The organism is Pelomonas margarita, assembly GCF_043555875.1.
GTDB classification, from domain to species: Bacteria; Pseudomonadota; Gammaproteobacteria; order Burkholderiales; family Burkholderiaceae_C; genus Pelomonas; species Pelomonas margarita.
The window spans coordinates 312,038-336,327 of sequence record NZ_JBIGHW010000005.1 but is presented as its reverse complement, the minus strand read 5'-3'; the positions used below and the strand labels follow the sequence as shown (position 1 = coordinate 336,327).

The following is a 24,290-nucleotide window of genomic DNA, read 5'->3' as shown; positions in this document are numbered from 1 at the left end:
GATTTGGCAGACGCTTGTGGAAGCAGTGGAGCGGCTATCACCGGCGCAGCCTGGTGGAGACCAAGATGCACTGCTTCAAACGCCTGGGGGAACGGGTCAGCGCCAGGACGTTTGATCGTCAAGTGGTTGAGCTGCACGTCCGCGTCGCCTTGCTGAACCGCTTCAGCCAGATCGGCCGTCCTCAAACCGTGCCGGTGGCCGTCGTGGCATGAGTCCGTCTGGGGTTGGGGTTATGCCGTCCGCGAACTGATTTGTGCAACAGAGCCGTGGCAGGCCGAGCCGCGCTAAACCTGCGCGCCGACCTCGCCCCTGACAACACCGCGCCAATCGTGTTCGTGATCGCCAAGTGCGCGCCGCCGGCCTGCCGCTGGTGCTGCCGCAGATTGGCAACTACACGGAACGGGACTTGGGTTACTTCTGAATGTGGCAGCGGCTGGGCGAACAATGCACCCATGCCGTTGAACCGCCGACACCTGCTTGCCTGCGCCAGCGCAGCCGCCTGGATTCCCGCTTCACGGGCCGCTGCCGCAGTGCCGCTGCTCGAATGGCTGCGCTCGCCCACCCAGGTGGCCAGCGTGCGGCAGCGCATGCAGCAGGCCCAGGTGCCGGGCCTAGCGTTGGCCGTCATCGAGGGCGGCCAGGTGCTGCACGCGACTGCCTTCGGCTGGGCTGACCTGGCCGCGCGCCGGCCGATGGCGGCGGACACCCTGCTCAACATCGCCTCGGTCACCAAGGTCTTCACCTGCGCTGCGGTGCTGCAATGGCACGAGCGCGGTCGCCTGGACCTGGACGGCCCGCTGGACGCGCACCTGCCATTCGAGATGCGCCATCCATCCGGTGCGGCGGTCACGGCGCGCCAGCTGCTGACGCACACCGCCGCCATCGCCGACGGCCCGGCCTACGCAGCGAGCTATGCCTGTGGCGACCCCCAGACCCCGCTGCAAGCCTGGCTGAGCCAGCCGGGCCACGTGCAGTTCCACGCCACGCCGCCCGGCGAGCGGCATGCCTACAGCAATGTGGGTTACGGCCTGCTCGGCCTGGCGGTGGAACGCCTCAGCGGGCAGCCCTTCCCGGTGGCCTGCGAGCAGGCACTGCTGGCACCGCTGGGCATGCGGCGCAGCCGCGTGTCCATCGCGGGGCTGGACCGCGCCAGTCACGCCACGCCCTATGAGTTCGTGCCGGCCGGCAAGCCGCTGCCGACGGCGCTGACTTCGCCCGAGCCGCCGCTGGAGGCTGATGGTGGTGCCGGTCAACAAGTGCCGCTGTGCCTGTACAGCTTTGCCACCGTGTCGGACGGGCTGCTGCGCAGCTCGGTGCTGGAGCTCGCCCGCTTCGCACGGGCGGTGCTGGGCGGCGGCGAGCTGCAGGGGCGGCGCGTGCTGCGCGCGGCCAGCGTGGCCGAGATGCTGGCCGACCAGGGCGCCCCCGTGGCCGAGCGCGCTGGCTACCGGCAGGGCCTGGCCTGGCGAGGGCTGGGGCAGGGCGTCTGGGCCCACATGGGACGCGACCCCGGCGTGGCGGCGGCCCTGCAGATCCACCCGGCCAGCGGCCGTGGCGTGGTGGTGCTGGCCAACGGTTCGCGCGCGCGGCCGCTGGTGGGGCAACTGGCCGCCGAGGTGATGGCACGGCCTGCCTAAGATGCGCCGATGCCTCGCCGCCTGATCCCCCTTGCGCTCGCCGCGCTGCTGGTGCCCGCCCATGCCCTCGACCAGCCCGAGGCGGCCACCACCCGCACCGCTCGGCAGGGCAGCCTGACCACACCCGCCCAGCGCTTTGCGGTGACCGCCGCCAACCCGCTCGCGGCGCAGGCCGGCATGAAGATTCTTCGCGCGGGCGGCTCGGCCGTCGACGCCGCCGTGGCGGTGCAGGCCGTGCTCGGGCTGGTGGAGCCGCAGTCCAGCGGCATCGGTGGCGGCGCCTTCCTGCTGCACTGGGACGGCCGGCAGGTGCAGACCTTCGACGGCCGCGAGACCGCGCCGGCTGCCGCCACGCCCGCGCTGTTCCTGAAGCCCGACGGCAAGCCGATGGCCATGCGCGACGCGGTGTTGAGCGGCCTGTCCACCGGCGTGCCCGGTGTGGTGGCCATGCTGGCCGAGGCCCACAAGTCGCACGGCCGGCTGCCCTGGGCGCGGCTGTTCGAGCCCGCCATCACGCTGGCCGAGCAGGGCTTTGCGATCAGCCCGCGGCTGTTCGAGCTGGCGGCCGGCGAGACAGCGCTGCGCAGCGACGCACAGGCGGGGCCGTATTTCTTCGACGCAGTCGGGGTGCCCAAGCCCGTTGGCACCATGCTGAAGAACCCGGCCTATGCGGCCGTGCTGCGCGGCATCGCGAAACAGGGCGCTGCGGGCTTTTACACGGGGCCGGTGGCCGAGGACATCGTTCGCCGCGTGCAAGCCCATGCCCGGCCCGGCCGGTTGACCGTTGCCGACCTGGCCGGCTACCAGCCCGTGCAGCGCCCGCCGCTGTGCAACGACTGGCGCAGCTACCGCGTCTGCGGCTTCGGCCCGCCCACCTCGGGCCACCTGACGCTGATGCAGATCCTCGGCCTGCTCGACGGCCAGCCCGCTGCCGTGGCGGCCCAGGGCCTCACGGGCGACTGGCTGCATGCCTACACCGAGTCCGCCAAGCTGGCGTTTGCCGACCGCGCGCAGTTCATTGCCGACCCGGCCTTCGTCACCGCGCCGGGCGGTGACTGGCAGCTGCTGCTGGCACCGGCCTACCTGAAGGCGCGCGCGGCGTTGATCGGCGAGCGTGCGATGCCGCCCGCCACGGCGGGGGACCCCGGTGCCCTGCGGCAAGCCCTGGCCCCGCAGGCGCCGCAACGGGAGTCCGGCACCAGCCATGTGAGCGTGGTCGATGCCGAGGGCCGGGCGGTGGCCATGACCACCAGCGTCGAGTCCGCCTTTGGCAACCGCATCATGAGCGACGGCGGCACGGGCCTGGCCGGCGGCTTCCTGCTGAACAACCAGCTGACCGACTTCTCGCTGCAGCCTACCGGCGCTGAGGGCAAGCCGGTGGCCAACCGCGTGGAGGCCGGCAAGCGCCCGCGCTCCAGCATGGCGCCCACGCTGGTGTTCGACCGCCGCGGGCAGCTCGTCATGGTGGCCGGCTCACCGGGCGGGCCGGTCATCATCCATTACGTGGCCAAGGTGCTGACCGGCGCGCTGGCCTGGGGCCTGCCGGTGCAGCAGGCGGTGGACCTGCCCAACTTTGGCCACTTCAATGGCGGCGCACTCATCGTGGAGCGCAACGCGTTGACGGCCGGGCAATTGGCGGCGCTTCGCGGGCGCGGGCATCAGGTCGTGGAGACCGACCTCACCAGCGGCCTGCAGGTCCTGCAGCGTGTGAAAGGCGGCTGGGTCGGCGGCGCCGACCCGCGCCGCGAGGGCGTGGTGCTGGGCGAGTGAGGCCTCAGCGCTTGCCGAGGGCCACGGCGCTGAGCGCCGCGAAGCCGGCGAACAGCAGGCCGCTCCAGACCTCGTAGGGCAGGCCCAGCAGCCGGTAGGCCGCGGCCTCGGCGCAGTTGGCCGTGATCATGAACACCGCCGGCCACAGCTCCTCGAGATTGAGTGCCATGACGATGCGGTCGGCCAGGCCCATGGCGCAGGTGGCCGTCTGCGAGGCCACCTCGTGCTGGAACACGGCCGCCGTCAGGCCGGCCGCGCACAGCGTCAGCACCAGCACCAGTGCCGCCTGCCGCAGCCCACGCGTGCCGCGCAGCAGCCAGCCCAGCAGCGCGAACGCGCCGATCAGCAGGAAGATGCCGCGCTGCAGCACGCACCAGGGGCAAGGCTTGACGCCGAACTGGTGCTGCGCCACGAGCGCCACGCCGACAGCCGCGAAGCTGGCCACCGCCATGCCCAGCAGCGCCAGGCCGGGCAGCCGGGAGGGGGAGCTGACGAACATCAGTCGCGCACCTCGGCGATCAGTTCGATCTCGACGCAGGCGCCCATCGGGATCTGCGCCACGCCGAAAGCGCTGCGCGCATGCTTGCCGGCGTCGCCCAGCACGGCGGCCAGCAGCTCGGAGCAACCGTTGGTGACGAGGTGCTGCTCGGTGAAGTCGGGCGTGCTGTTCACCAGGCTCATCACCTTGACGATGCGCACCACCTTGCCCAGGTCGCCGGTGGCGGCCTGCAGCGTGCCCAGCAGGTCGACCGCGACGGCGCGGGCGGCGGCCTGGCCGGTGGCGGTGTCGACATCCTTGCCCAGCTGGCCCACCCAGACCTTGCCGTCCTTCTTGGCGAGGTGGCCGGACAGGAAGACGAGGTTGCCCGTGCGGGTGAAGGGCAGGTAGGCGGCGGCCGGGATGGCCAGGGGCGGCAGGGTGATGCCCAGTTCGGCCAGCTTGGCCTGGATGGCGGTGGAGCTCATGGGTAGAAGCGCGATGGCGCAGCGGAAAAACGGCGGCATGCTACACCCCGCCCCCCATGCAGCGGGGCGCGGGAGGGGTTTTGGCGCAGGTTCGCTGGCGCGTGCAGGAATTGACGGTGGCGGCACTGGCCTGGCTGGCCGGCCTGGCCCTGCTGCACCAGTGCGCCCGGCTGCCGGCGCCGGGCGAGGTCGCGCTGCTGGCCGGGCTGCTGGCGGTGGGCTTCGCGCTGCGGCGGCGCTGGTGGGGCCTGGCCGTCGGCATCGCCGCACTGGCCTTCGCGCAAGGCGCGCTGCGCGCGGAATGGCGGCTGGCGTCTGAACTGCACCCGGCCTGGGAAGGGCGCGACCTGGTGCTGACGGGCCGCATCGACTCCCTGCCCGTGGCCATCACCGGCCAGGGCGGCGTGCCGGGCTGGCGCTTCGAGTTCGCGGTGGAATCGGTCGGCCCCACTGGCACGGCGCTGCCGCCCGAGGTGCCGCCGCGGCTGATGCTGCTGGCGTACGCCAGCCCGGGGATGGCCGATCGCCCTCCGGGGGCCGGCGAGCGCTGGCGCCTCACCGCGCGGCTCAAGCGCGCCCACGGGCTGGCCAACCCGGGCGGCTTCGATGCCGAGCTGTGGCTGTTCGAGCAGGGCCTGCGCGCCAGCGGCGTGGTGCGTGGCGGCGAGCGCCTGGCGGTCGCGCCGGCCTGGCACATCGACGCCGCCCGCCAGCGCCTGCGTGCGGCCATCCAGGCCGAGGTGGCCGACCCCGGCATGGCCGGCGTGCTGGCTGCGCTCAGCCTGGGCGACCAGAACGCCATCACCCATGCCGACTGGGCGCTGCTGCGCGACACCGGCGTGGCGCATGTGTTCAGCATCAGCGGGCTGCACGTCACGATGTTCGCGTGGCTGGCCAGCGCCGTGGCCGGGGCGCTGTGGCGGCGCGGCGGGCGCCTGTGCCTGGCCTGGCCGGCGCCCACGGCGGCGCGCTGGGCGGGCGTGCTGGCGGCGCTGGGCTATGGGCTGTTCTCGGGCTGGGGCGTGCCGGCGCAGCGCACGGTGCTGATGCTGGCCGTGGTGGCCGGCCTGCAGGGCCTGGCGCTGCGCTGGCCCTGGCCGCTGGTGCTGCTGGCGGCCGCCGTGGTGGTGACGGCGGTGGACCCCTGGGCGCTGGTGCAGCCGGGCTTCTGGCTGTCGTTCGGCGCGGTGGCGCTGCTGATGGCGGCCGGTGAGCTGCGCGCCGAGGGCTGGCGGGCGCGGCTGCAGGCGGCGCTGCACACCCAGGCCGTGGCCACAGTGGGGCTGGCACCGCTGAGCCTGGTCTGTTTCGCGCAGCTGTCGGCCGTGGGCCTGCTGGCCAACCTGGTGGCCATCCCTGTCATCAGTTTCCTGATCACGCCGCTGGCCCTGCTGGGCGGGCTGGCGCCGCCGCTGTGGGCGCTGGCCGCGTGGATCACGCAGGGGTTGATGGCCTGGCTGCAACTGCTGGTGGCGCTGCCTGGCGCTGTGTGGTGGCTGCCGGCGGCGCCGGCCTGGGCGCAGGCGCTGGCCTTGCTGGGCGCGGGGCTGGTGGTGCTGCGGCTGCCCTGGCGGCTGCGGCTGGTGGGGCTGGCCCTGCTGGTGCCGCTGCTGTGGCCCGCCGTGCTGCGGCCGCCGCCGGGCGAGTTCGAGCTGCTGGCGGCCGACGTGGGGCAGGGCAATGCGGTGCTGGTGCGCACCGCCGGGCGCACGCTGCTGTTCGACACCGGCCCGGCCTACTCGCCCGGCGCCGATGCCGGCGAGCGCGTGCTGCTGCCCCTGTTGCGGGGCCTGGGCGTGCGGCAGCTGGACCTGCTGATGCTCAGTCACCGCGACACCGACCACGTCGGCGGCGCCGCGACGCTGATGCAGGCGGTGCCGGTGGTCGAGCTGCGCAGCTCGCTGGCGCCCGATCACCCGCTGCAGCGCCCGCCGGCCGCCGCTCGGCGCTGCGAGGCCGGCCAGGGCTGGGTGTGGGACGGCGTGCGCTTCGAGCTGCTGCACCCGCGCCCGCAGGACTTTGGCGCCGGCCTCAAGCCCAACGATCTGTCCTGCGTGCTTCGCATCACCGCCGCCTCGGGCCGGCGCGCGCTGCTGCTGGGCGACCTGGAGGCGGGGCAGGAGCGTGCGCTGGTGCAGCGCAGCGCCGACCTGCGGGCCGACGTGATGCTGGTGCCGCACCACGGCAGCAAGACTTCGTCCAGCGAGCCCCTGCTGGCCGCCGTGAAGCCGGCGGTGGCGCTGGTGCAGGCCGCCTACCGCAGCCGCTTCGGCCACCCTGCGCCCGCCGTGCTGGCGCGCTACCAGGCCGCCGGCATCGCCGTCGTGGAAAGCGCGTCCTGCGGGGCCTGGCGCTGGCAGAGCGACGTGCCGCCATCGGCGGGCCAGTGCGAGCGCGAGCGGCGCCCGCGCTACTGGCAGGACCGGCGCAGCGCCAGCGCCGTCACCCCCATGGGCCCGGTGCCCGAGGTCGAGATGCCGGACGCGGACGCCTGGCCGGCTTACTGAGGCGCTGCCTGCGCGGCCGTGCGCGCCCGGGCCACGGCCTGCCCCAGCTCGATGACGCCCAGCGCGTAGTAGGCCGACCAGTTGTAGCGCGTCACCGCCCAGAAGTTCTGCGTGCCCAGCAGCGGCGTGGTGGCCTGGCCGCCGTTCTGCAGCTCGATGACGGCCAGCGGGCCGGCGTGGCTGCGGGCGGCTTCGGGCAGCGTGGCGCCGGCGGCCAGCAGCTCGGCGGCGCTGAAGCTGGGCTTGATGTCAGGGGCCAGCAGGCGCGCGCGCTCGGCAGGGTCCTCGGGCAGCGCGATGTCGTAGTGCGTGGGCTGGCCGGCCTGCCAGCCGAAGGCGGCCAGGTAGTGGGCCACGCTGCCGATAGCGTCCGCCGGGCTGGCCATCAGGTTGATGTGGCCGTCGCCGTCGAAGTCCACCGCGTATTTGCGCCAGCTGCCGGGCATGAACTGGGGCCAGCCCAAGGCACCGGCATAGCTGCCGCGCACGTCCTCCGGGGTCAGGCCTTGCTCGCGCGTCAGCCGCAGGAACTCGGCCAGCTCGGCGCGGAAGAAGGCCTGCCGCTCGGCCGCGCGCGGGTGGGCGGCGGGGAAGTCGAAGGCCAGCGTGGCCAGCGCGTCCAGCACCTTGAAGCCGCCGGTGATGCGGCCGTAGTACGTCTCCACGCCAACGATGCCGACGACGACCTCGGCCGGCACGCCCCAGCGCGCCTGGGCGCGGGCCAGCGCGTCCTCGTGCTGGCGCCAGAAGGCCAGGCCGGCCTCGATGCGGGCGGGCTCGACGAAGCGGTCGCGGTAGGCGCCCCAGTTCTTGGCGCTGGGCGCGCTGGCGGGCAGGATGAGCTGGCGCACCTTGGGCAGGTGGCGGGCGGCCGCGAGCTGGCGACGCAGCGCGGCGGCGTTCCAGCCCTCGGCGGCCGCCAGCTCGTTGGCAAAGGCCACCAGCGCCGGCCGCGTGCCCAGCGGCTTCAGGGGCGGTTCGCGGCGGGCGCGGGCGTCAGCGTGAGCGGGCAGCAGCGCCAGCAGCAGTGCGGCGGCGAGGCAGGGCAGGGAGCGGCGTGGGTTCACGGGCGCAGCATACGAGGCCTGCTCACGACACCTTGATCTCGAAGGTCTGTTCGAAGATGAAGTCGCCCACACACTGGTAGCCGGCCAGCGCTTTCAGCACCATGTGGCGGAAGAAGTCGGTGGCGGCGCCTCGCTGGGCTCCCGAACTCGACAGCACGTCGAAGTCAGCCCCCTCGATGATGCCGGCCCGCGTTGCGATGGTGGCCTTGAACAGCACATGACCCGTCCAGCGGATGCCTGGCGGCATTTCCGGCTTGGGCATGCGCGGGCAGTGCAGCTGATGCACCTGCAGCAACGGTGACGGCTGGGCGGCACCGCGAGCGCGGCGCTCCAGCGGCACGAAACGCATGTCCTTCGGCGGCCGCTCGGTCAACTCGCCGAAGGTCTCGCGGGTGGCTTTGGCGAAAGCGATCTGCTGGGCCACGGCCGCGTTGACCAGCGCGGGCATCAGCGCCTGGCCCGCGAGGGACTCGCGCAGTGCCGGTGTCGCATTGGGGCAGCGGGCCAGCCAGGCCCGGCGGGCTTCGTCCTCACGCGGTTCGGCGCCGGCGTCTTGCAAGGCGGACAGGGTCTCGATGAAGGCCGAGGCCTGCGTATTCATCAGGTAGGCCATGCGCCGCACATAGGGCGGCATCAGCACATAGCGCTCGCGCGTCAGGGTGCCGGGCTGGCAGGCCGCCAGCGTGATGGGCTGTGCAAAGCTGGCCTTGATCCAGGCCGTCTCGCCCTGGGCGTCCGCGACGTCCGCCGTCAGCTTCACACCGGGCGCGGCGAGCAGGGCCCGCACCACCTGCACATAGCCGTGGCTGGCTGCCAGCATCAGCGGCGTGCCGCCCCGGCCGGCGTTCTCGGTCAGCGACAGGTGATGGGGGTCGGCCTGGATCAGGGCGCCAATCTGCTCGGCGACGGCGCGCTCAGCGTCGTCGGGCGTGCGAGTGGACGGGGTGGCTTCGAGGATCTGGCGGATCTCCAGCCCCAGTTGCTCGATCAGCTGGCGCGGCGTGCGCGGGGTGTCGGCATGGGCGCCGGGCAGGGCGCCCAGCAAGGCCAGCGCCAGCACGGCCGCGCGGAAGAAAGCAAAGGGCATGGCTGTCATTCGATCCTGAAGCTGAATTCCTGTTCGAAGACCTGGTCGCCTTCGCAGTGGTAGCCGGCCAGCGCCCGCACGATGGCGCCGCGGAAATGGTCCACGACGGCGGTGTCGGGCGGGGCGTCGGACAGCACGCTGATGTCCACGACCTCCACGACGCCGGCGCGTGTGGCGGCCACGGCCTTCAGGCGCAGGTTGCCAGCCCAGCCCAGCGCGCCCCGCATCGCCGGTGCCGGCATGCGCGGGCAGCGCAGTGTCCGCGCTTGCGCGGGGGTGGCGGCGGCGTCGATGAAGCGCATGTGCTGCGGCGGCCGTTGCGGGATGCTCGCCAGGCCGGCGGCATAGGCCTTGTTGAAGCTCAGTTGACGCGCCAGCGCCTCGTTGACGAGGGTGTTCAGCAGATCGCCGTCGGTGGCCAGTGCTTCACGCAGCGCAGGTGTGCTGTTAGGGCAGCGTGCCAGCCACCGAGCCCGGGCCGCCTCGGGAACGGCTTGTGCGCCCGCCTCCTCCAGCGCCTGGGCGATGGCCACGACGACGGACTTGCGCGCCGTCATCAGCATCGCCATGCGTCGCAGATAGGGCGCCAGCAGCGGGTAGCGGTCCAGCGTCAGCACGCCGGGCTGGCAGGCCGCCAGCGTCATGCCCGGGGCGAACTGGGCCAGCATCCACGCCGTCTCGCCACGTGGGTCAGTCTGGTTGATCTGCCGGCGCACGCTGGCATCGGTCAGCAGCGCCTGCACGATCTGCAGGTAGCCGCCGCTGACGGCCAGCATCAGCGGCGTGCGGCCGTGCGCGTCGGTCTCCGTCAGCGACACATGGCCCGGGCTGGCATGGACCAGCGCCGCGATCTCACCCGCAACCTCGCGCTCGACGTCCTGGGGCGTGCGGTCGGCGCTGGGGGCAGCGAGCGCCTGGCGGGTCTGCAGGCCCAGCCGGTCGATCAAGAGGCGTGGCGCCGTGCCGGCATGGGCGGCGGCAGTCAGGGCGAGGCTCAGGGCAAACAGGGCGGCGTGTTTCATGGCGGCAGCAGGGGCACAGGGGCCAACGCGGCGCAGTTTCTCCGAGCGCATGGGCCGGGTGAAATTTACCCGGGCGGCCGTCAGCGGCTGATCACCAGCCGCAGGCCCAGCCCGATGAACACCGTGCCGGCCAGCCGGTCCAGCACGCGGGCACTGCCGGGCACGCGCTGCAGCCAGGCGCCCACGTGGCCGGAGAACCAGCCCAGCAGCCCGAACAGCACGGCCGCCTGCGCCGTGAACAGCAGGCCCAGCAGGCCCAGCTGCGTGGCCACCGGCCCCTGCGTGGGGACGACGAACTGCGGCAGGAAGGCCAGGAAGAACAGCGCCACCTTGGGGTTGATGGCATTGGCCACCAGGCCTTGCGTGAACAGCCGGCGCAGGGGCGTGGCGTCGTGGCCGGCGTCGCCCGCCGCCGCGCGGCCGGCATGGCGCCAGGCGCCCACGCCCAGCCAGATCAGGTAGGCACCGCCGGCCCAGGTCAGTGCCTGCAGCGCCCATGGCGACGCGGCCACCAGCGCCCCGATGCCCACCACGGCCAGCAGCGTGTGGCTCAGGCAGCCCAAGGCGCAGCCCAGGCCGAACACCATGCCGGCCCGCCGACCCCGCGCCATGCCCAGGCTCAGCACCATGAGGTTGTCGGGGCCGGGCGAGGCGGTGAGCAGCAGGGCGGCGGCGAGGAAGGCGAGGGTCTGGGCAAGGTCCGGCATGGCACGGTCGGTGGTCAGTTGGCGGCGGCGCTCATTGGACCTTGAAGCGGAACTCCTGGTCGAACAGGTGGTCGCCCGGGCAGTCGTAACCCGACAGTGCCTGCAACAGCATGGTGTGCAGCAGGGCCTCGGTGCGTGCATCGAGGCGGCCGTCGATGACGCGGATTTGCGCCACGGCGGGCAGGCCGGCGTGGACTTCGGCGGTGAGGTGCAGGGTGACCTCGCCGCGCCAGTTGAGGGTCGGCACCTGCGGGCGCGCCATCTTCGTGCAGACCATGCCGGCCTTTGGGGATGCGGCCGGGTTGGCGGGCTTGGGCGGGCGCGCCACGATGGGGCTGGCGGTGTTCGGCAGCGTCGGCAGTTCATTGGCCCGCAGGGCCTGCAGGAAGGCTGACAGCCTGGACTCGCTGTCACGCAGCAGCGGCACTAGCAGGTTGTCGGCCTGCGCGATGCGGGCAGCGGTGGCGGCATCGTGCCCTGGGCAGCGTGCCAGCCAGGCGGCCTTGGCAGCGGCCATGTCGGCCCGCGCGCCGGCCTTGACGAGGGCCGCGCCGATGCGCTCGAACGCCGTGGTCTGCCCGTGCACGAAGTAAGCCGCGCGCCGCTGAAGCGGCAGCCACAGCAGCGCCCGCTCGCGCGTGGCCGCCTGTGGGTGGCAGCTCAGCAGCGTCAGCGGTCGCGCGAACTGGCTGAGCATCCAGGCACTGGCGCCCTGGCGGTCGAGGCGGTCGATGCCGGCCCGAACACCGGCGTCGGCGAGCAGGGCGTCCACCACCTCGGCGTAGCCGTTGACGGCGGCCTGCATCAACGGGGTGGCGCCGCTCGCGTCGGGGTCGGTCAGCGCGGCGTGGCCGGGGTTCTGCTCGACCAGCGCACGCACCTGCGCTGCTGCTGCAGCCTCAGCGGCCTGCGCGTGGTCGACGCGGCCGTCCGCGGCGGCGCGGGTCTGGGCTCCGAGCTCACGGATGAGTTGCGTGGGCGAGGGCTGGGCCAGGGCCAGGGTCGGTCCGGCGGCCAGGCCCAGGGCGATCAGCAGCGTGGAGATGGCGCGCCGTGGTGGGGGGGTGTGCTTGAGCATGGGCCGGGAGTGTCGGGGCCCACACCACGGCGCAGGCGCGCAGGGCGGTGAGTTTTCACGCCCTCAGCGTCGCGCCGGCAGCGCCGCCAGCGCACGCCGGAAGTCGGCCCAGGCCGGCGCGGGCCGGCCTTCGCCGTAGCGCGCGGCATGCAGTTGCAGCAGCCAGTCGCAGGCGGCCTGGGCAGCCGGGCCGTGGCCTTGCTGCAGCCGCTGGGCCCACCCGGCCGGGCTTTCGTGCGGCGGTGCTTCAACACCCAAGGCGGCCAGCCGGGCGGTGATGCGCGCCCGCTGACGGCTCCATGCATCGTGCGGGCGGCTGCTCCAGCGCAGCCAGGCCAGCCCCAGCAGCGCCGTCAGGAAGATGACGCCGGCCAGCGCCTGGCCGAGTGCGCTCCAGTCAGGGCGCTCGAAGCCGAGCTGCTTGAGCAGGTCGAACTGGTTCTGGCGCGAGTAGTTCAGCACCATCTGCTGCCAGCGGTTGTTGACCGTCTCCCAGCCGTTGCGCAGCGCGCGCCACAGCGTGGGGTTGAGCTGGCCCACCAGGCCGGGCTGCGGCTGCAGGGCCAGGCCTTGCGTGACGCGGTTGGGCGCCACGGCGGCGGTCGGGTCGCTGCGCAGCCAGCCCTTGCCCTGCACCCAGTACTCGGCCCAGGCGTGGGCGTTGGCGTTGCGCACGACGAGGTAGCCGTCCTGCGGTTCGGCGTCCCAGCCCTGGAAGCCGGTGACGATGCGCGCCGGCACGCCCATGGCCCGCATGAGGACGACGAAGGCCGACGCAAAGTGCTCGCAGAAGCCCAGCCGGCGGTCCAGCCAGAACTCGTCGATGACATGCGGCGTTTGTTCGCCGTAGCGGCCGGGGGACAGCGTGTAGGTGAAGTCCTCGGTGCGCACATGGGCCAGCAGCGCGGCGGCCAGCGCCTCGGCGCGTTCGGCCGGCGGCAGCGCCGTGAAGCGCGGCTGCGTGGCCAGCGCCAGGGCCCAGGCCAGCGTGCGCGGGTTGGCGCCGGGCGGCAGCTCGGTCAGCGCCGCGTATTGCAGCCGGTTGAGCTGCTGGCCGGCGCGCCAGCCCATGTGGGCCGTGGCCGTGAAGCGCAGCCGCTCGGTGATGGGGCGCGGGGCCAGCCATTGCAGCTCGGGTCCGCGCTGCACGGCCAAGTCGGGCAGCGCGAGTTCGGTGCCGGGGCTCATCTCCAGCAGCGGCAGCACGGGAATGCGCAGCGGCTCCAGCGTCGCCTCGTAGCGCAGCGCCGGGCCCTGGGTGAGCAGGTCGTCGCGGCCGCGCAGCCAGCCCTGGGCGGGGCGGGTGTCGGGAGCGCGCCAGGTCTTGCCGTCGAAGCGCGTCAACACCGGGCCGCGGAAGTAGCGCTGGTCGGGCGGCGGCACTGCGCCGTCGAACTTCAGGCGCATGGCGATGCTGTCGTCGTTGGCGATCTCGCTCATCGCCCCGAACTCCAGCTGGTTGCTCAGGCCCGTCTTGCCGATCTGCTCGGTGGGCACGCCCCATAGCGGCGCGATGCGTGGGAACAGCACGAACAGCAGCACCATCACCGGCAGGCCCAGCGCCGTGGTGCTGGCGGCGCGGCGCGCGGCGATGGCGATGCTGGGCACGCCCGTGGGCATCTGCGCCAGCACCACCGCCGCCAGCAGCCCCCACAGCGACAGTAGCGCGCCGGCCGCCGTCAGCAGCGACTGCGAGTACAGGAACTGCGTCAGCACCAGGAAGAAGCCGAGGAAGAACACGACGAAGGCGTCGCGCCGGGCGCGCAGCTCCAGCGTCTTGAGCGCCATCAGCACGGTCAGCAGTGTGATGCCGGCCTCGCGGCCGACCAGCGTGCGAAAGGTCAGCCAGGTCAGCACCGCGTACACCAGCGCGATGGCCAGCAACGCCCAGCGGCTGGGCAGCGGCCGCTGGCGCCAGGCGATGTGGGCGCGCCAGGCCAGCACCAGGCCGGTCAGGCCGGTGGCCCACAACGGCAGGTGGCTGGCGTGCGGCGCCATGACGGCCGTGATGACGGCCAGCAGGAAGAAGCTGTCGCGCGTGTCGCGGGGCAGGCGGCTCCACCAGCGTTGCAGGCCGTTCATGCGCTGAACCCTGCGAGCAGTTGCAGGCAGGCCTGGCGGTGGGCGGCACCCAGAGCGGGCGCCATCTCGCGGCTGCCTAAGCGCAGGCCGTAGGGCTGGCCCAGGCGCTCGGCGGCCAGCACCCAGGCCGTCAGGCGTGACAGCCTGGCCTCGACGTCGCGGCCTGGAGTGTCGCGCCAGTCCAGCCACAGGTCCCGCGCCAGCGGGGCCTCGGTCTCGCGTACCCACAGCGGCAGGCCCTGGTCCAGCGCCAGAGCGGACTTGCGCCACAGGATCTGCTTCAGCGAGTCGCCGCGGCGGTAGCTGCGCACGCCGGAAAAATCCGTGCCCTGCGTGGACTGCCGCGTCGAGGCTGCTTCGCCGGAGCCGGCCTCGGCTTGGGCAGGGAAGGCGGGCGGCTGTGTCTCTGCGCGCGGGTAGACCCACACCTGCGCCGCCGGCCGCCAGTAGCTCCAGGCACGAAAGAAGCCCAGCGGGAAGCGCGTGGCGACCACCAGCCGGGGCAGCACCCGCAGCCCGCGTTGCGGGGACGGCAGGCGCAGCTGGAGTACGGCGTGGCCACGCGCTGGCACGTCGACCCAGGCGGGCTCGCTGGCGCCGTCGTCAAGCTGGGCGCTGACGGCGATGCCGAAGCGCTCGCGCCCCGGGTTGTGCAGGCGCAGCTCCAGCGCGTAGTCGTCCCCGGCATGCACGCCCTCTGGCGCGCGCAGGTCCATCTGCAGGCCGCGCAGGTTGGCGTGCGTGGTGTGCATGGACGCGAGGCCCGCGCCGGTCAGCGCAAAGGTCAGCGCGTAGCCCAGGCTGAGCTGTTCATTGATGCTGGCCAGCAGCAGCACGCCCAGCGTGGCGCAGAAAGCCAAGCCGGCTGGCGTGGGCAGGATGTAGGTGTTGCGCTGCGTGGTGTGGTGGGTATCAGCCGCCGGCTGGCGGGCCTGCCACCAGGCTTGCCAGCGCCGGCGTGCCAACTGCAGGGGGTTCATCAGGTGGATCTTGCCTGCTCAGAGCCATCCGTGGGCGAGGTCTGTTTTTCGGCCTTGGCAATCAACTGGCTGACCCGCACCACCGTCAGCCCCAGTTCGGCGGCCATCGCCGTCATCGTCAGCCCACTCTCGGTGTAATGCGCGGTGCAGGGCCTGCTCGCGGCTGTCGCATAGTGCCAGCCAGCCGGCCCGGCTGTGGGTCGAACTGCATAGCGCCTTGGGCACCTGGGGGCCGTGGGCAATGCGGTGTCCTGCATGCGCCCGACAAACTCGTCGTCATCGAGATAGATCTGCCGGTTCAGGTGCTCCGCCCACAGCGCCACGCCCTACCCGTCGGCCGCCAGTTGCGCGTAGGCCTGCTGGGCCTGCACACGCTGCGCGTCAGTGTCAGCGGGCACTCCCAGCAGGTAGCTCCACAGCTCCTCGCTGCCCAGCCAGCCGCCCGGTAGCTGGACCAGGACCAATCGACCGGCGTGGCCACCACGCTGGCCCGCACCGGGTTGAGTTCCACATACCGGCACACCTCCAGCAAGTAGGCCTCGCGGTCCGCCAGGATCGCCTTGAAGCGCTCCTGGAACAGATGTCCCACCTTGCCATGCCGCCGGTTGATCGCCAGCGTGTAGACGCCGTTGATGTGGCGCATCAGCGCCGACGGCCCCTGAAACGACAACGGCCTGAGCGTGGCTCAGGCCGTTGGAGGACGCATCGCTGCCCATGGCGGGCGGGGGGAAGGCTTGCATCGGGCGAACCTCGTGCCCCGAGCGCGGTGCCAGGGTTTACTTGGGCTGGCGTTGCGCGACGCGCCGGCGCGTCGCGGCCAAGCCCGCGAGCGCCAGGCCGGCCAGCGCCCACGATGCCGGCTCAGGCACCGTGCCCGCCGGGCTCACATTGAACGTGATGTTGTCGAAACCGACACCTTCGGACTGCCCGGCGTTGGGCTGGTAGAAGGCAATGCGACGGATGTTGCTGCCGGTCAGGCTGAGCATGTCGACGGTGCCGCCAGCCCCGACGCCGAAGAAGTCGTCGGTCGCAATCAGGTTTCCGCCGATTTCCGCGTCGTAGGCATCGATGCGGGCGCCCAGCGAGCCGGCGTTGATCGCGTCCAGGGAGAAGCTGGAGATCGCGCTCGAGAACGTCATCACGATCGGCGAATTCGCTTTGGGGTTGAACGAGCTGGTGATGCCGATCGCGATGAAGGGCGATGAGCTGCCGAAGTCGCCGTTCCGCAGATTCCACTGTGCGTTCGTGAACGTGACGCCCTGTGCGCTGTAGAAGCTGCCAATGGCAGCGCCTGCGACGGCGCCGGCGCCGTCAAAGTTGATGAAGACAACACCGGCAAATGCGGTTTGCGATGCAATGCCCAGCAGCAGTGCACCCGCTGCAGCGATCCGGTTGAGCTTGAGTTCCATGGCGGTCATTGGGTTGTGATCCGCAGCACCGGTGCAACAGTCATGCCACAGGAAAATCACCCGTGGAATCAACGCGTTGCCAAGATGGCACAGCGGGCTCGTCGCCGCGATGTAAAGCAATCCGACAGCCCGCACGCAGGCCCAGACCGCTTGTGGCGGAAGACCGCAGCCGCATGACCAGCACGGCGGCCACCAGGCAGACCGCAGCGGCCGCGAACAGCGACGTGCCGGAAATGGGGGGCACGAACATAAATCCCATCCGTCCCCCCCCGCCCACCGCGTCAAGCACATGCGCATCCGGAAAGCCGACGCGGCGCGGCAGCAAGCCCTTCTGTTCAGCCGCTGGCGGGTGCGGGCTTGTACTCGCCCAGGCCCCTCAGCGCCGAGACCTCCGGCACGTCTCGCCAGCGTCTGTTTTGCGCCAGCCTGAATTACCAACATTCACTTTGTGATTCACCGATGAAGCACATCCCCTCCACGCTCACCGTCGCTTTGAGCCTTGCCTTCAGCGTCGGCGCCGCGCCCTCGCTGGCTGCCGGCAGCAAGCCGCAGCTCGGCAGCTTCGGCGTCGAACTGGCCAACCGCGACACCTCAATGAAGCCGGGCGATGACTTCGACCGTTACGCCAACGGCGCGTGGTCGGACAGCTATGTTACGAGACCCGCTACGGCTCGTTCAACGCGCTGTCCGGTCGCGCTGAGGAGCAGACCCGCGCCATCGTCGAGGAACTGCAGCCGCCCTTCTTCGACCTCAACGCCGACCCGGCCGTGAACTACGGCGCCATCGGCAGCGTGATTGGCCACGAGATGGGGCATGGCTTCGATGACCAGGGCTCCAAGTCGGACGCCGCCGGCATCCAGCGCAACTGGTGGACCGACGAAGACCGCGCGCGCTTCGAGGCCCGCACCAAGGCCCTCGTGGCGCAATACAACGGCTATTGCCCGCTGCCCAACCAATGCGTCAACGGCCAGCTGGCGCTGGGCGAGAACATCGGCGACCTCGGCGACCTCGGCGGCCTGTCCGTGGCCTACACGGCCTACCGCCTGAGCCTGAATGGCAAGGAAGCGCCGGTGATCGACGGACTGACCGGCGACCAGCGTTTCTTCCTCGCCTGGGCACAGGTCTGGAAGTCCAAGTACCGCGACGAGGCCATGCTCAACCAGCTCAAGGTCGGGCCGCATTCGCCGCCGACCTTCCGCGTCAACGGGCCGCTGCGCAACCTCGACGAGTGGTACCGCGCCTTTGACGTGAAGCCGGGCGACAAGCTCTACCTGCCGCCGGAGCAGCGCGTGCGCATCTGGTAGGCACGGCCCGACGGGCTGTTCCGCGTCGTCAAGGCAACGGGATGGCCTCCACCATGGCCCGCACCTGCTCGCGCGCGCCGCGCCCCGCGCCGGCGCGGGGCTGCAGCCGGTGGGCGATGGTCTGCGGCAGGATGGCCTGGATGTCGTCGGGCGACACGTAGTCCCGCCCCAGCAGCAGCGCCCGCGCCCGTGCGGCGCGCAGCAAGGCCAGGCCCGCGCGCGGCGACAGGCCTTCGACGAACCACTGGCCCGAGCGGGTCGCGGCGATCAGCGCCTGCAGGTAGTCCAGCAGCGACGGGGCGGCGTGGATGGTCTTGACCATGGCCTGCACCTGGATCAGCTCCGCCGGTGTCATCACGGGCTGCAGCGTCTTGAGCTGCTCGCGGCTGTCGCCACCCATCAGCAGCTCGCGCTCGGCGGCGGCGTCGGGGTAGCCCAGCGAAATGCACATCAGGAAGCGGTCCAGCTGCGACTCCGGCAGCGGGAAGGTGCCCAGCTGCTCGCTGGGGTTCTGCGTCGCGATGACGAAGAAGGGCTGGGGCAGCGGGTGGCTCACGCCTTCCACGCTGACCTGGTGTTCCTCCATCGCCTCCAGCAGCGCGCTCTGCGTCTTGGGGCCGGCGCGGTTGATCTCGTCGGCCAGCAGCACCTGCGCGAACACCGGGCCGGGGTGGAAGACGAAGCCGTTCTTCTCGCGCTCATAGACGCTGACGCCGAGCAGGTCGCTGGGCAGCAGGTCGGCCGTGAACTGCAGCCGCGAGAACTGCAGGCCCAGCGAGATGGCCAACGCGTGGGCCAGTGTCGTCTTGCCGACGCCGGGCAGGTCCTCGATGAGCAGGTGGCCACCGGCCATCAGGCAGGCCAGGGCATCGGCGATCTGTGCGGGTTTGCCCTTGATGACCGTGCTAATCTGGTTTTGCAGCGCCTGCAGTTGCGTTGCCAAGGTTCGTGCTTGCGTCATGGGCCCAGACCATATCAAGAGACTCCGGCCCATGCCCACTGCGTACTTCAATCCCCCCGAATGCCGTCGCCACGACATGGGCGACGGCCACCCCGAATGCCCCGAGCGGCTGGCCGCCATCGATGACTGGCTGATCGCGTCCGGCGTGGCGCCGGCACTGGTGCATGTGGACACCCGGCCGGTGGACCTGAAGGCCGTGGAGCGCGCGCACACGCATGGCTATGTGGCCGAGATCGGCGAGCTGCTGCGTGGTTGTGCCGAGCGCGGCGAGCGCTGCGCGGTGGACCCTGACACTTCGGCCAATGCCCACACCTGGGCGGCCGTGCAGATGGCGGCCGGCGCGGCGGTGCAGGCCACCGACCTCGTCATCGACGGCCAGGCTGACAACGCCTTCTGCGCCGTGCGCCCGCCCGGCCACCACGCCACGCGCGACCAGAGCATGGGCTTTTGCTTCTTCAACAACGTGGCCGTCGCGGCGCGCCACGCGTTGGACGACCGCGGCCTGCAGCGCGTGGCCATCGTGGACTTCGACGTGCACCACGGCAATGGCACCGAGGACATCGTCGCGGGCGATGACCGCGTGCTGATGGTCAGCCTGTTCCAGCACCCGCTGTACCCGTACAGCGGCGCTGTCCCCAAGGGCACGAACATGGTCAATGTGCCGGTGCCGGCCTACACACGGGGGGCCGAGGTGCGGGAGATGATCGAGGCCATGTGGCTGCCGGCGCTGGAGCGCTTCAAGCCGCAGATGATCTTCATCTCGGCCGGCTTCGACGCCCACCGCGACGACGAACTGGGGCAACTGGGGTTGGTGGAGGCCGACTACGAGTGGATCACGCTCAAGCTCAAGGACGTGGCCGCCCGCCATGCCAAGGGCCGCATCGTCTCGGTGCTGGAGGGTGGCTACGACCTCGGCGCGCTGGCGCGCAGCGTGGGCGTGCACCTGCGGGTGTTGGCCGATCTCTGAGCCATCCTTCCCTGATCTTCTTTTCCGACCTTCGCGGCCGCACTGTTCGGCCCGCGTCTTGACATGAATTCAATGCATCAACCGCTGAGCCTGAACGAACTGCAGGCCTTGCTGGGCCGCGTGTTCAGCGCCGAGGCGCTGGCCGAATGGGCGCTGCTGCTGGGCTGCCTGGCAGTGGCCGGGCTGGTCAGCTGGGCGCTGTCGCGCGCTGTCACGCGCCGTGACCACAGCGTGCTGTTCGGCGACCGCGTCATCGACGGCGCGCTGTTCCCGCTGCTGGCGCTGGCGCTGGCCTTCGGCGCACGCCGCCTGATGCCGCTGTGGGAGCTGGCGCCGGCGCTGTTCAAGCTGGCGCTGCCGGTACTGGTGTCGCTGGCCGTCATCCGCGTCATCGCCCGCGTGCTGCGGGCGGCCTGGCCCGACTCGGCGCCCATCCGTCTGGTCGAGCGCATCGGCTCCTGGCTGATGTGGCTGGGCGCGGTGCTGTGGATCACCGGCCTGTTGCCCATCATCCTGGACGAGCTGGACGACATCGGCTGGAAGTTCGGCACCGTGCGACTGACGCTGCGCAACCTCATCGAGGGCGGGCTCACAGCGGCGCTGGTGCTGGTGGTGGCGCTGTGGATCTCAGCGGCCATCGAGTCTCGGCTGCTGCAGCGCGAGTCCATGGACCTGTCCATGCGCAAGATCGCTGCCAGCGCCATCCGCGCGCTGCTGCTGTTCGTGGGCCTGCTGTTTGCGCTGTCGGCCGCGGGCATCGACCTGACGGCCTTGGGCGTGCTGGGTGGCGCCTTGGGCGTGGGCCTGGGCTTCGGCCTGCAGAAGCTGGCGGCCAACTACGTGAGCGGCTTCGTCATCCTGGCCGAGCGGAGCTTGCGCATCGGCGACATGGTCAAGGTGGACAACTTCGAGGGCCGGGTGACCGACATCAAGACGCGCTACACCGTGATCCGCTCGCTGGGTGGCAAGGAAGCCATCGTGCCCAACGAGATGCTGATCACGCAGCGGGTGGAGAACTCCTCGCTGGCCGACCCGCGCGTGCTGCTGTCCACCGTCGTGCAGGTGGACTACGGCTGCGATGTGGAGGCCGTCATCGCCGCGCTGGCGAAGGCCGTGGCCGCCGTGCCACGCGTGTTGGTCGAGCCAAGGCCTGCGGTGCAACTCAGCCGCTTCGCCGACAGCGGCCTGGAGCTGACGGCGTTCTTCTGGATTGCCGACCCCGAGAACGGGGCCGGCGGCGTGCGCTCCGACGTCAACCTCGCCATTCTGCGCACGCTGGGTGAGCTGGGCGTGGAGATTCCCTACCCGCAGCAGGTGCAGCGTCAGCTGAAGTCGGAGTCCAGCACCACGCGGTAGCGTGCGCGGCCGCTGCGCAGGTGGTCGATCGCGTCGTTGACGCGGCTCATCGGGAAGCGCTCGACCTGCGGCAGCACCTGGTGCCGCGCGGCGAAGTCCAGCATCGTCGCCAGCACCGAGGGCGGCGGTGTGGGCGAGGCGGACAGGCCCTTTTGCCAGCTCAGCAGGCCGCCACTGCGCAGGCTCAGCGCCTCCGTGACCACGCCCACCAGGTGCATGCGGCCCTTGGGCGCCAGCGTGCCGATCAGCGCGTCCCAGTTCAGCGCGGCGCCGACCGTGATGAGCAGGAAGTCCAGGCTGCCGGCGGCGGCCTTGAGCTCGGCCTTGTCGACGCTGGAGACCGTCTTGTGCGCGCCCAGCGCCAGCGCCTCGTCGCGCTTGCTGGCGGACGACGTGAACGCCGTGACTTCGCAGCCCCAGGCGCGCGCGAACTTGACGGCCAGGTGGCCCAGCCCGCCGATGCCGACGACGCCCACGCGGTCGGTCGGCTTCACGGCGTGCAGCACGAAGGGCAGGAAGACCGTGCCGCCACCGCACATCAGCGGGCCGACAGCGGCGGGGTCCAGCGCGTCGGGGATGGGGATGGCCCAGGACCAGTGCGCGCGGAGCCGGTCGGCAAAGCCGCCGTGTCGGCCGATCAGCGTGGGCTGGCGCTGGCCGCACAGGTGCTGCTCGCCGCCAAGGCAGAAGTTGCAGTGCGTGCAGCTGCCGGTGTGCCAGCCCACGCCCACGCGCTGGCCCAGTTGCCGGCCCTTGGCGTGCGGGCCCAGTGCGGTGATGCGGCCGACGACCTCGTGGCCGGGCACGACGGGATAGCTGGCCGGGAACCACTCGCTGTCGATCATCGCGAGGTCGGAGTGGCAGATGCCGCAGTGCTCGACGGTGATCTCGACGTCCTCGTCACCCAGCGGGCCGGGGTCGAAGTCGAACGGCTGCAGGGGGCCGCCAGCGGTGTGGGCGGCGTACGCGCGGATGTGGGTCATGACGGGGCTCCTCGACGAGAGCCCCGCATTCTTCAGCAAGCCGGCACCGCGCGGGTGCGCGTTGGCGACACCGCGGCGCAGAGAGGAGGCGGGGCCGGTGGCCCCGGCGCTCAGACGGCGTTGACCGGGATGGCCACGGGCTTGCCCGCCGCGATGCGCTGCTTCCACTCGGCCGGGCCGGTGATGTGGGCGCTGGTGCCGGTGGCGTCCACGGCCACGGTGACGGGCATGTCCACCACGTCGAACTCGTAGATGGCCTCCATGCCGAGGTCGGCGAAGCCGACGACCTGGGCGCCCTTGATGGCCTTGCTGACGAGATAGGCGCTGCCGCCCACGGCCATCAGGTAGGCGCTCTTGTGGTTCTTGATGGACTCGATGGCAACCGGGCCGCGCTCGGCCTTGCCCACCATCGCGATGAGGCCAGTCTGGCTGAGCATCATGTCGGTGAACTTGTCCATGCGCGTGGCCGTCGTCGGGCCGGCCGGGCCGACGACTTCGTCACGCACCGGGTCGACCGGGCCCACGTAGTAGATGACGCGGTTCGTGAAGTCCACCGGCAACTTCTCGCCCTTGGCCAGCATGTCCTGGATGCGCTTGTGCGCGGCATCGCGGCCGGTCAGCATCTTGCCGTTCAGCAGCAGGGTCTGGCCAGGCGTCCAGCTGGCCACCTCGGCCGGCGTCAGTGCGTTCAGGTCGACGCGCTTGCTCTTGTTGTAGTCAGGCGCCCAGTGCACATCGGGCCACAGGTCCAGGCTGGGGGCGTCCAGATAGCTGGGGCCGCTGCCGTCCAGCACGAAGTGCGCGTGGCGGGTGGCCGCGCAGTTCGGGATCATGGCGATGGGCTTGCTGGCAGCATGCGTCGGGAAGGTCTTGATCTTCACGTCGAGAACTGTCGTCAGGCCGCCCAGGCCTTGCGCGCCGATGCCCAGCGCGTTGACCTTCTCGTACAGCTCGATGCGCATCTCCTCGAGCTTGTTCTGCGGGCCGCGCTGCAGCAGCTCGTACATGTCGATGTCTTCCATCAGCGCCTGCTTGGCGAGCAGCGCGGCCTTCTCGGCCGTGCCGCCGACGCCGATGCCCAGCATGCCCGGCGGGCACCAGCCGGCGCCCATGGTGGGCACGGTCTTCAGCACCCAGTCGACGATGTCATCGCTGGGGTTGAGCATGTAGACCTTGCTCTTGTTCTCGGAGCCGCCGCCCTTGGCCGCGACGATGACGTCCACCGTGTTGCCGGGCACGACTTCCATCTGCACGACGGCGGGCGTGTTGTCCTTGGTGTTCTTGCGGGCAAAGATGGGATCGTCCAGCACGGACGCGCGCAGCTTGTTGTCGGGGTTGTTGTAGCCCTGGCGTACGCCCTCGTTGATGGCGTCCTCGATGCTGCCGCTGAAGCCTTCCCAGCGCACATCCATGCCGATCTTCAGGAACACGTTGACGATGCCGGTGTCCTGGCAGATGGGCCGCTTGCCTTCGGCGCACATGCGGCTGTTGGTCAGGATCTGCGCGATCGCGTCCTTGGCCGCCGGGCTCTGCTCGCTCTCGTAGGCGCGGGCGAGGTGGGCGATGTAGTCGGCCGGGTGGTAGTAGCTGATGTACTGCAGGGCGGCAGCAACGCTGTCGATGAGGTCTTGCTGGCGGATCGTGGTCATGGCGAGCCTGGAGCGGTGTGAGGGTTGCGCGGAATTATCGGCGGCGCTGAAAGACGGCGCGCGCGGCGGGACGCCCATGCTGCAGCGCGCATCCGACATGGCGCTGACAGGGGCTCGCGTTGATGGCGCCTGGCGACAGAGCCGCCAGGCCCGGGATCAGTGCTTGCCGGCGCTGTCGTTGTGGGCCAGCAGGCGGTCGGTGTAGGCGATGGCCATGGCCGACAGCAGGAAGGCGACGTGGATCAGCGTCTGCCACATCAGCGTCTGCTCGGTGTAGTTGCTGGCGTTGATGAAGGTCTTGAGCAGGTGGATGGAGCTGATGCCGATGATGGCGGTGGCCAGCTTGACCTTCAGCACCGAGGCGTTCACGTGGCTCAGCCATTCCGGCTGGTCGGGGTGACCGTCCAGGTCCATGCGGGACACGAAGGTCTCGTAGCCGCCCACGATGACCATGATCAGCAGGTTGCTGATCATCACCACGTCGATCAGGCCCAGTACCACCAGCATCAGGATGGTCTCGTTGAGCTTGCCGGGCAGGCCGTCGCCCTTGTAGCCGATGCTCTTGACCAGCATCTCCAGCGCGGCCTGGTTGCCAAAGGCGGCCTCGATCAGGTGCACCAGCTCGGTCCAGAACTGGAACACGTAGACCGCCTGAGCGAGGATGAGGCCGAGGTACAGCGGCAGCTGCAGCCAGCGGCTGGCGAAGATCAGGCGGGGCAGGGGGCGCATCGGGGGAGGGGTGGACATGGCGGGAGCTT

The 24,290-nt window shown here is 71.2% G+C and carries 21 protein-coding genes and 2 pseudogenes; 7 read left to right on the top strand and 16 right to left on the bottom strand.

Going from position 1 to position 24,290, the window contains the following annotated elements:
• The 3 genes and pseudogenes from ACG0Z3_RS12330 to ACG0Z3_RS12320 all read left to right on the top strand — a co-directional run.
• Positions 1-212 (top strand): annotated as a pseudogene (locus ACG0Z3_RS12330) (IS5/IS1182 family transposase); the annotation flags it as partial.
• Between the two features lie 240 nt (positions 213-452).
• The gene (locus ACG0Z3_RS12325; RefSeq protein ID WP_394397781.1) at positions 453-1,637 is read left to right on the top strand and encodes a serine hydrolase domain-containing protein; all 1,185 of its coding nucleotides are present in this window, start codon (positions 453-455) and stop codon (positions 1,635-1,637) included.
• A 9-nt stretch (positions 1,638-1,646) separates the two neighbouring features.
• Positions 1,647-3,407, top strand: coding sequence for a gamma-glutamyltransferase family protein (locus ACG0Z3_RS12320; RefSeq protein WP_394397780.1), 1,761 nt, complete (start codon positions 1,647-1,649; stop codon positions 3,405-3,407).
• A gap of 4 nt (positions 3,408-3,411) precedes the next feature.
• Here the strand turns inward: ACG0Z3_RS12320 and ACG0Z3_RS12315 are convergent, their stop codons facing one another.
• Both ACG0Z3_RS12315 and ACG0Z3_RS12310 read right to left on the bottom strand, forming a co-directional pair.
• Positions 3,412-3,906 carry a disulfide bond formation protein B gene (locus ACG0Z3_RS12315; protein WP_394397779.1) on the bottom strand — a complete coding sequence of 165 codons (495 nt, stop codon included), beginning with the start codon at positions 3,904-3,906 and terminating at the stop codon, positions 3,412-3,414.
• Positions 3,906-4,373 (bottom strand): RidA family protein, encoded by a 468-nt coding sequence (locus tag ACG0Z3_RS12310; RefSeq protein WP_268165724.1) that lies wholly within the window; start codon positions 4,371-4,373, stop codon positions 3,906-3,908. The genes ACG0Z3_RS12315 and ACG0Z3_RS12310 overlap by 1 nt, the downstream gene beginning before the upstream one ends.
• A 101-nt stretch (positions 4,374-4,474) precedes the next feature.
• Here ACG0Z3_RS12310 and ACG0Z3_RS12305 point away from each other — a divergent pair, with 101 nt between their 5' ends.
• Entirely contained in the window at positions 4,475-6,880 is a 2,406-nt protein-coding gene (locus tag ACG0Z3_RS12305; RefSeq protein ID WP_394397778.1) for a DNA internalization-related competence protein ComEC/Rec2, read from the top strand.
• Here the strand turns inward: ACG0Z3_RS12305 and mltB are convergent.
• The 10 genes from mltB to ACG0Z3_RS12255 all read right to left on the bottom strand — a co-directional run bounded on the left by mltB (position 6,874) and on the right by ACG0Z3_RS12255 (position 16,562).
• Positions 6,874-7,947 (bottom strand): lytic murein transglycosylase B, encoded by a 1,074-nt coding sequence (gene mltB, locus ACG0Z3_RS12300; protein ID WP_394397777.1) that lies wholly within the window; start codon positions 7,945-7,947, stop codon positions 6,874-6,876. The genes ACG0Z3_RS12305 and mltB overlap by 7 nt on opposite strands.
• Before the next feature lie 22 nt (positions 7,948-7,969).
• Complete coding sequence (locus tag ACG0Z3_RS12295) at positions 7,970-9,034, bottom strand: hypothetical protein (RefSeq protein ID WP_394397776.1); 1,065 nt, start codon at positions 9,032-9,034, stop codon at positions 7,970-7,972.
• 5 nt (positions 9,035-9,039) lie between these two features.
• The gene (locus ACG0Z3_RS12290) at positions 9,040-10,056 is read right to left on the bottom strand and encodes a hypothetical protein (protein ID WP_394397775.1); all 1,017 of its coding nucleotides are present in this window, start codon (positions 10,054-10,056) and stop codon (positions 9,040-9,042) included.
• A gap of 80 nt (positions 10,057-10,136) precedes the next feature.
• The gene (locus ACG0Z3_RS12285) at positions 10,137-10,763 is read right to left on the bottom strand and encodes a LysE family translocator (RefSeq protein ID WP_394397774.1); all 627 of its coding nucleotides are present in this window, start codon (positions 10,761-10,763) and stop codon (positions 10,137-10,139) included.
• Between the two features lie 31 nt (positions 10,764-10,794).
• On the bottom strand, positions 10,795-11,841 hold the full coding sequence (locus tag ACG0Z3_RS12280; RefSeq protein WP_394397773.1) for a hypothetical protein: 1,047 nt from the start codon (positions 11,839-11,841) through the stop codon (positions 10,795-10,797).
• A gap of 63 nt (positions 11,842-11,904) precedes the next feature.
• Positions 11,905-13,923, bottom strand: a complete 2,019-nt coding sequence (locus tag ACG0Z3_RS12275) for a transglutaminase TgpA family protein (RefSeq protein WP_394397772.1) — start codon at positions 13,921-13,923, stop codon at positions 11,905-11,907.
• Positions 13,920-14,903 carry a DUF58 domain-containing protein gene (locus ACG0Z3_RS12270; protein WP_394397771.1) on the bottom strand — a complete coding sequence of 328 codons (984 nt, stop codon included), beginning with the start codon at positions 14,901-14,903 and terminating at the stop codon, positions 13,920-13,922. The genes ACG0Z3_RS12275 and ACG0Z3_RS12270 overlap by 4 nt, the downstream gene beginning before the upstream one ends.
• A 326-nt stretch (positions 14,904-15,229) precedes the next feature.
• Positions 15,230-15,367, bottom strand: coding sequence for a hypothetical protein (locus ACG0Z3_RS12265; protein WP_394397770.1), 138 nt, complete (start codon positions 15,365-15,367; stop codon positions 15,230-15,232).
• A 312-nt stretch (positions 15,368-15,679) separates the two neighbouring features.
• Positions 15,680-16,312 carry a PEP-CTERM sorting domain-containing protein gene (locus ACG0Z3_RS12260; protein WP_394397769.1) on the bottom strand — a complete coding sequence of 211 codons (633 nt, stop codon included), beginning with the start codon at positions 16,310-16,312 and terminating at the stop codon, positions 15,680-15,682.
• A 40-nt stretch (positions 16,313-16,352) separates the two neighbouring features.
• Positions 16,353-16,562, bottom strand: a complete 210-nt coding sequence (locus ACG0Z3_RS12255) for a hypothetical protein (RefSeq protein ID WP_394397768.1) — start codon at positions 16,560-16,562, stop codon at positions 16,353-16,355.
• Positions 16,563-17,040: 478 nt separating this feature from the next.
• On the opposite strand from ACG0Z3_RS12255, the pseudogene ACG0Z3_RS12250 reads away from it, so the two are divergent.
• Positions 17,041-17,616, top strand: a pseudogene (locus ACG0Z3_RS12250) (M13-type metalloendopeptidase); the annotation flags it as partial.
• A gap of 28 nt (positions 17,617-17,644) precedes the next feature.
• On the opposite strand, the gene ACG0Z3_RS12245 reads toward ACG0Z3_RS12250, so the two are convergent.
• Positions 17,645-18,577 (bottom strand): AAA family ATPase, encoded by a 933-nt coding sequence (locus ACG0Z3_RS12245; RefSeq protein WP_394397767.1) that lies wholly within the window; start codon positions 18,575-18,577, stop codon positions 17,645-17,647.
• Between the two features lie 31 nt (positions 18,578-18,608).
• Between ACG0Z3_RS12245 and ACG0Z3_RS12240 the strand changes: the two genes are divergently transcribed.
• Positions 18,609-19,544 carry a histone deacetylase family protein gene (locus ACG0Z3_RS12240; protein WP_394397766.1) on the top strand — a complete coding sequence of 312 codons (936 nt, stop codon included), beginning with the start codon at positions 18,609-18,611 and terminating at the stop codon, positions 19,542-19,544.
• A 72-nt stretch (positions 19,545-19,616) separates the two neighbouring features.
• Complete coding sequence (locus ACG0Z3_RS12235; protein WP_394397765.1) at positions 19,617-20,900, top strand: mechanosensitive ion channel family protein; 1,284 nt, start codon at positions 19,617-19,619, stop codon at positions 20,898-20,900.
• Here the strand turns inward: ACG0Z3_RS12235 and ahr are convergent.
• The 3 genes from ahr to ACG0Z3_RS12220 all read right to left on the bottom strand — a co-directional run bounded on the left by ahr (position 20,867) and on the right by ACG0Z3_RS12220 (position 24,279).
• Positions 20,867-21,883, bottom strand: a complete 1,017-nt coding sequence (ahr, locus tag ACG0Z3_RS12230; protein ID WP_394397764.1) for an NADPH-dependent aldehyde reductase Ahr — start codon at positions 21,881-21,883, stop codon at positions 20,867-20,869. The two genes, ACG0Z3_RS12235 and ahr, sit on opposite strands and share 34 nt — an antisense overlap.
• 110 nt (positions 21,884-21,993) lie before the next feature.
• Positions 21,994-23,532 (bottom strand): fumarate hydratase, encoded by a 1,539-nt coding sequence (locus tag ACG0Z3_RS12225; RefSeq protein ID WP_394397763.1) that lies wholly within the window; start codon positions 23,530-23,532, stop codon positions 21,994-21,996.
• A 156-nt stretch (positions 23,533-23,688) separates the two neighbouring features.
• Positions 23,689-24,279, bottom strand: coding sequence for a TIGR00645 family protein (locus ACG0Z3_RS12220; RefSeq protein ID WP_394397762.1), 591 nt, complete (start codon positions 24,277-24,279; stop codon positions 23,689-23,691).
• Positions 24,280-24,290 lie beyond the last annotated feature (11 nt).

Coding starts and splice junctions, on each gene's coding strand:
- ACG0Z3_RS12325 (WP_394397781.1), top strand. CDS start 453: ATGCCGTTGAACCGCCGACACCTGCTTGCCTGCGCCAGCGCAGCCGCC.
- ACG0Z3_RS12320 (WP_394397780.1), top strand. CDS start 1,647: ATGCCTCGCCGCCTGATCCCCCTTGCGCTCGCCGCGCTGCTGGTGCCC.
- ACG0Z3_RS12315 (WP_394397779.1), bottom strand. CDS start 3,906: ATGTTCGTCAGCTCCCCCTCCCGGCTGCCCGGCCTGGCGCTGCTGGGC.
- ACG0Z3_RS12310 (WP_268165724.1), bottom strand. CDS start 4,373: ATGAGCTCCACCGCCATCCAGGCCAAGCTGGCCGAACTGGGCATCACC.
- ACG0Z3_RS12295 (WP_394397776.1), bottom strand. CDS start 9,034: ATGCCCTTTGCTTTCTTCCGCGCGGCCGTGCTGGCGCTGGCCTTGCTG.
- ACG0Z3_RS12290 (WP_394397775.1), bottom strand. CDS start 10,056: ATGAAACACGCCGCCCTGTTTGCCCTGAGCCTCGCCCTGACTGCCGCC.
- ACG0Z3_RS12285 (WP_394397774.1), bottom strand. CDS start 10,763: ATGCCGGACCTTGCCCAGACCCTCGCCTTCCTCGCCGCCGCCCTGCTG.
- ACG0Z3_RS12280 (WP_394397773.1), bottom strand. CDS start 11,841: ATGCTCAAGCACACCCCCCCACCACGGCGCGCCATCTCCACGCTGCTG.
- ACG0Z3_RS12275 (WP_394397772.1), bottom strand. CDS start 13,923: ATGAACGGCCTGCAACGCTGGTGGAGCCGCCTGCCCCGCGACACGCGC.
- ACG0Z3_RS12270 (WP_394397771.1), bottom strand. CDS start 14,903: ATGAACCCCCTGCAGTTGGCACGCCGGCGCTGGCAAGCCTGGTGGCAG.
- ACG0Z3_RS12260 (WP_394397769.1), bottom strand. CDS start 16,312: ATGGAACTCAAGCTCAACCGGATCGCTGCAGCGGGTGCACTGCTGCTG.
- ACG0Z3_RS12255 (WP_394397768.1), bottom strand. CDS start 16,562: ATGTTCGTGCCCCCCATTTCCGGCACGTCGCTGTTCGCGGCCGCTGCG.
- ACG0Z3_RS12245 (WP_394397767.1), bottom strand. CDS start 18,577: ATGACGCAAGCACGAACCTTGGCAACGCAACTGCAGGCGCTGCAAAAC.
- ACG0Z3_RS12240 (WP_394397766.1), top strand. CDS start 18,609: ATGCCCACTGCGTACTTCAATCCCCCCGAATGCCGTCGCCACGACATG.
- ACG0Z3_RS12235 (WP_394397765.1), top strand. CDS start 19,617: ATGCATCAACCGCTGAGCCTGAACGAACTGCAGGCCTTGCTGGGCCGC.
- ahr (WP_394397764.1), bottom strand. CDS start 21,883: ATGACCCACATCCGCGCGTACGCCGCCCACACCGCTGGCGGCCCCCTG.
- ACG0Z3_RS12225 (WP_394397763.1), bottom strand. CDS start 23,532: ATGACCACGATCCGCCAGCAAGACCTCATCGACAGCGTTGCTGCCGCC.
- ACG0Z3_RS12220 (WP_394397762.1), bottom strand. CDS start 24,279: ATGTCCACCCCTCCCCCGATGCGCCCCCTGCCCCGCCTGATCTTCGCC.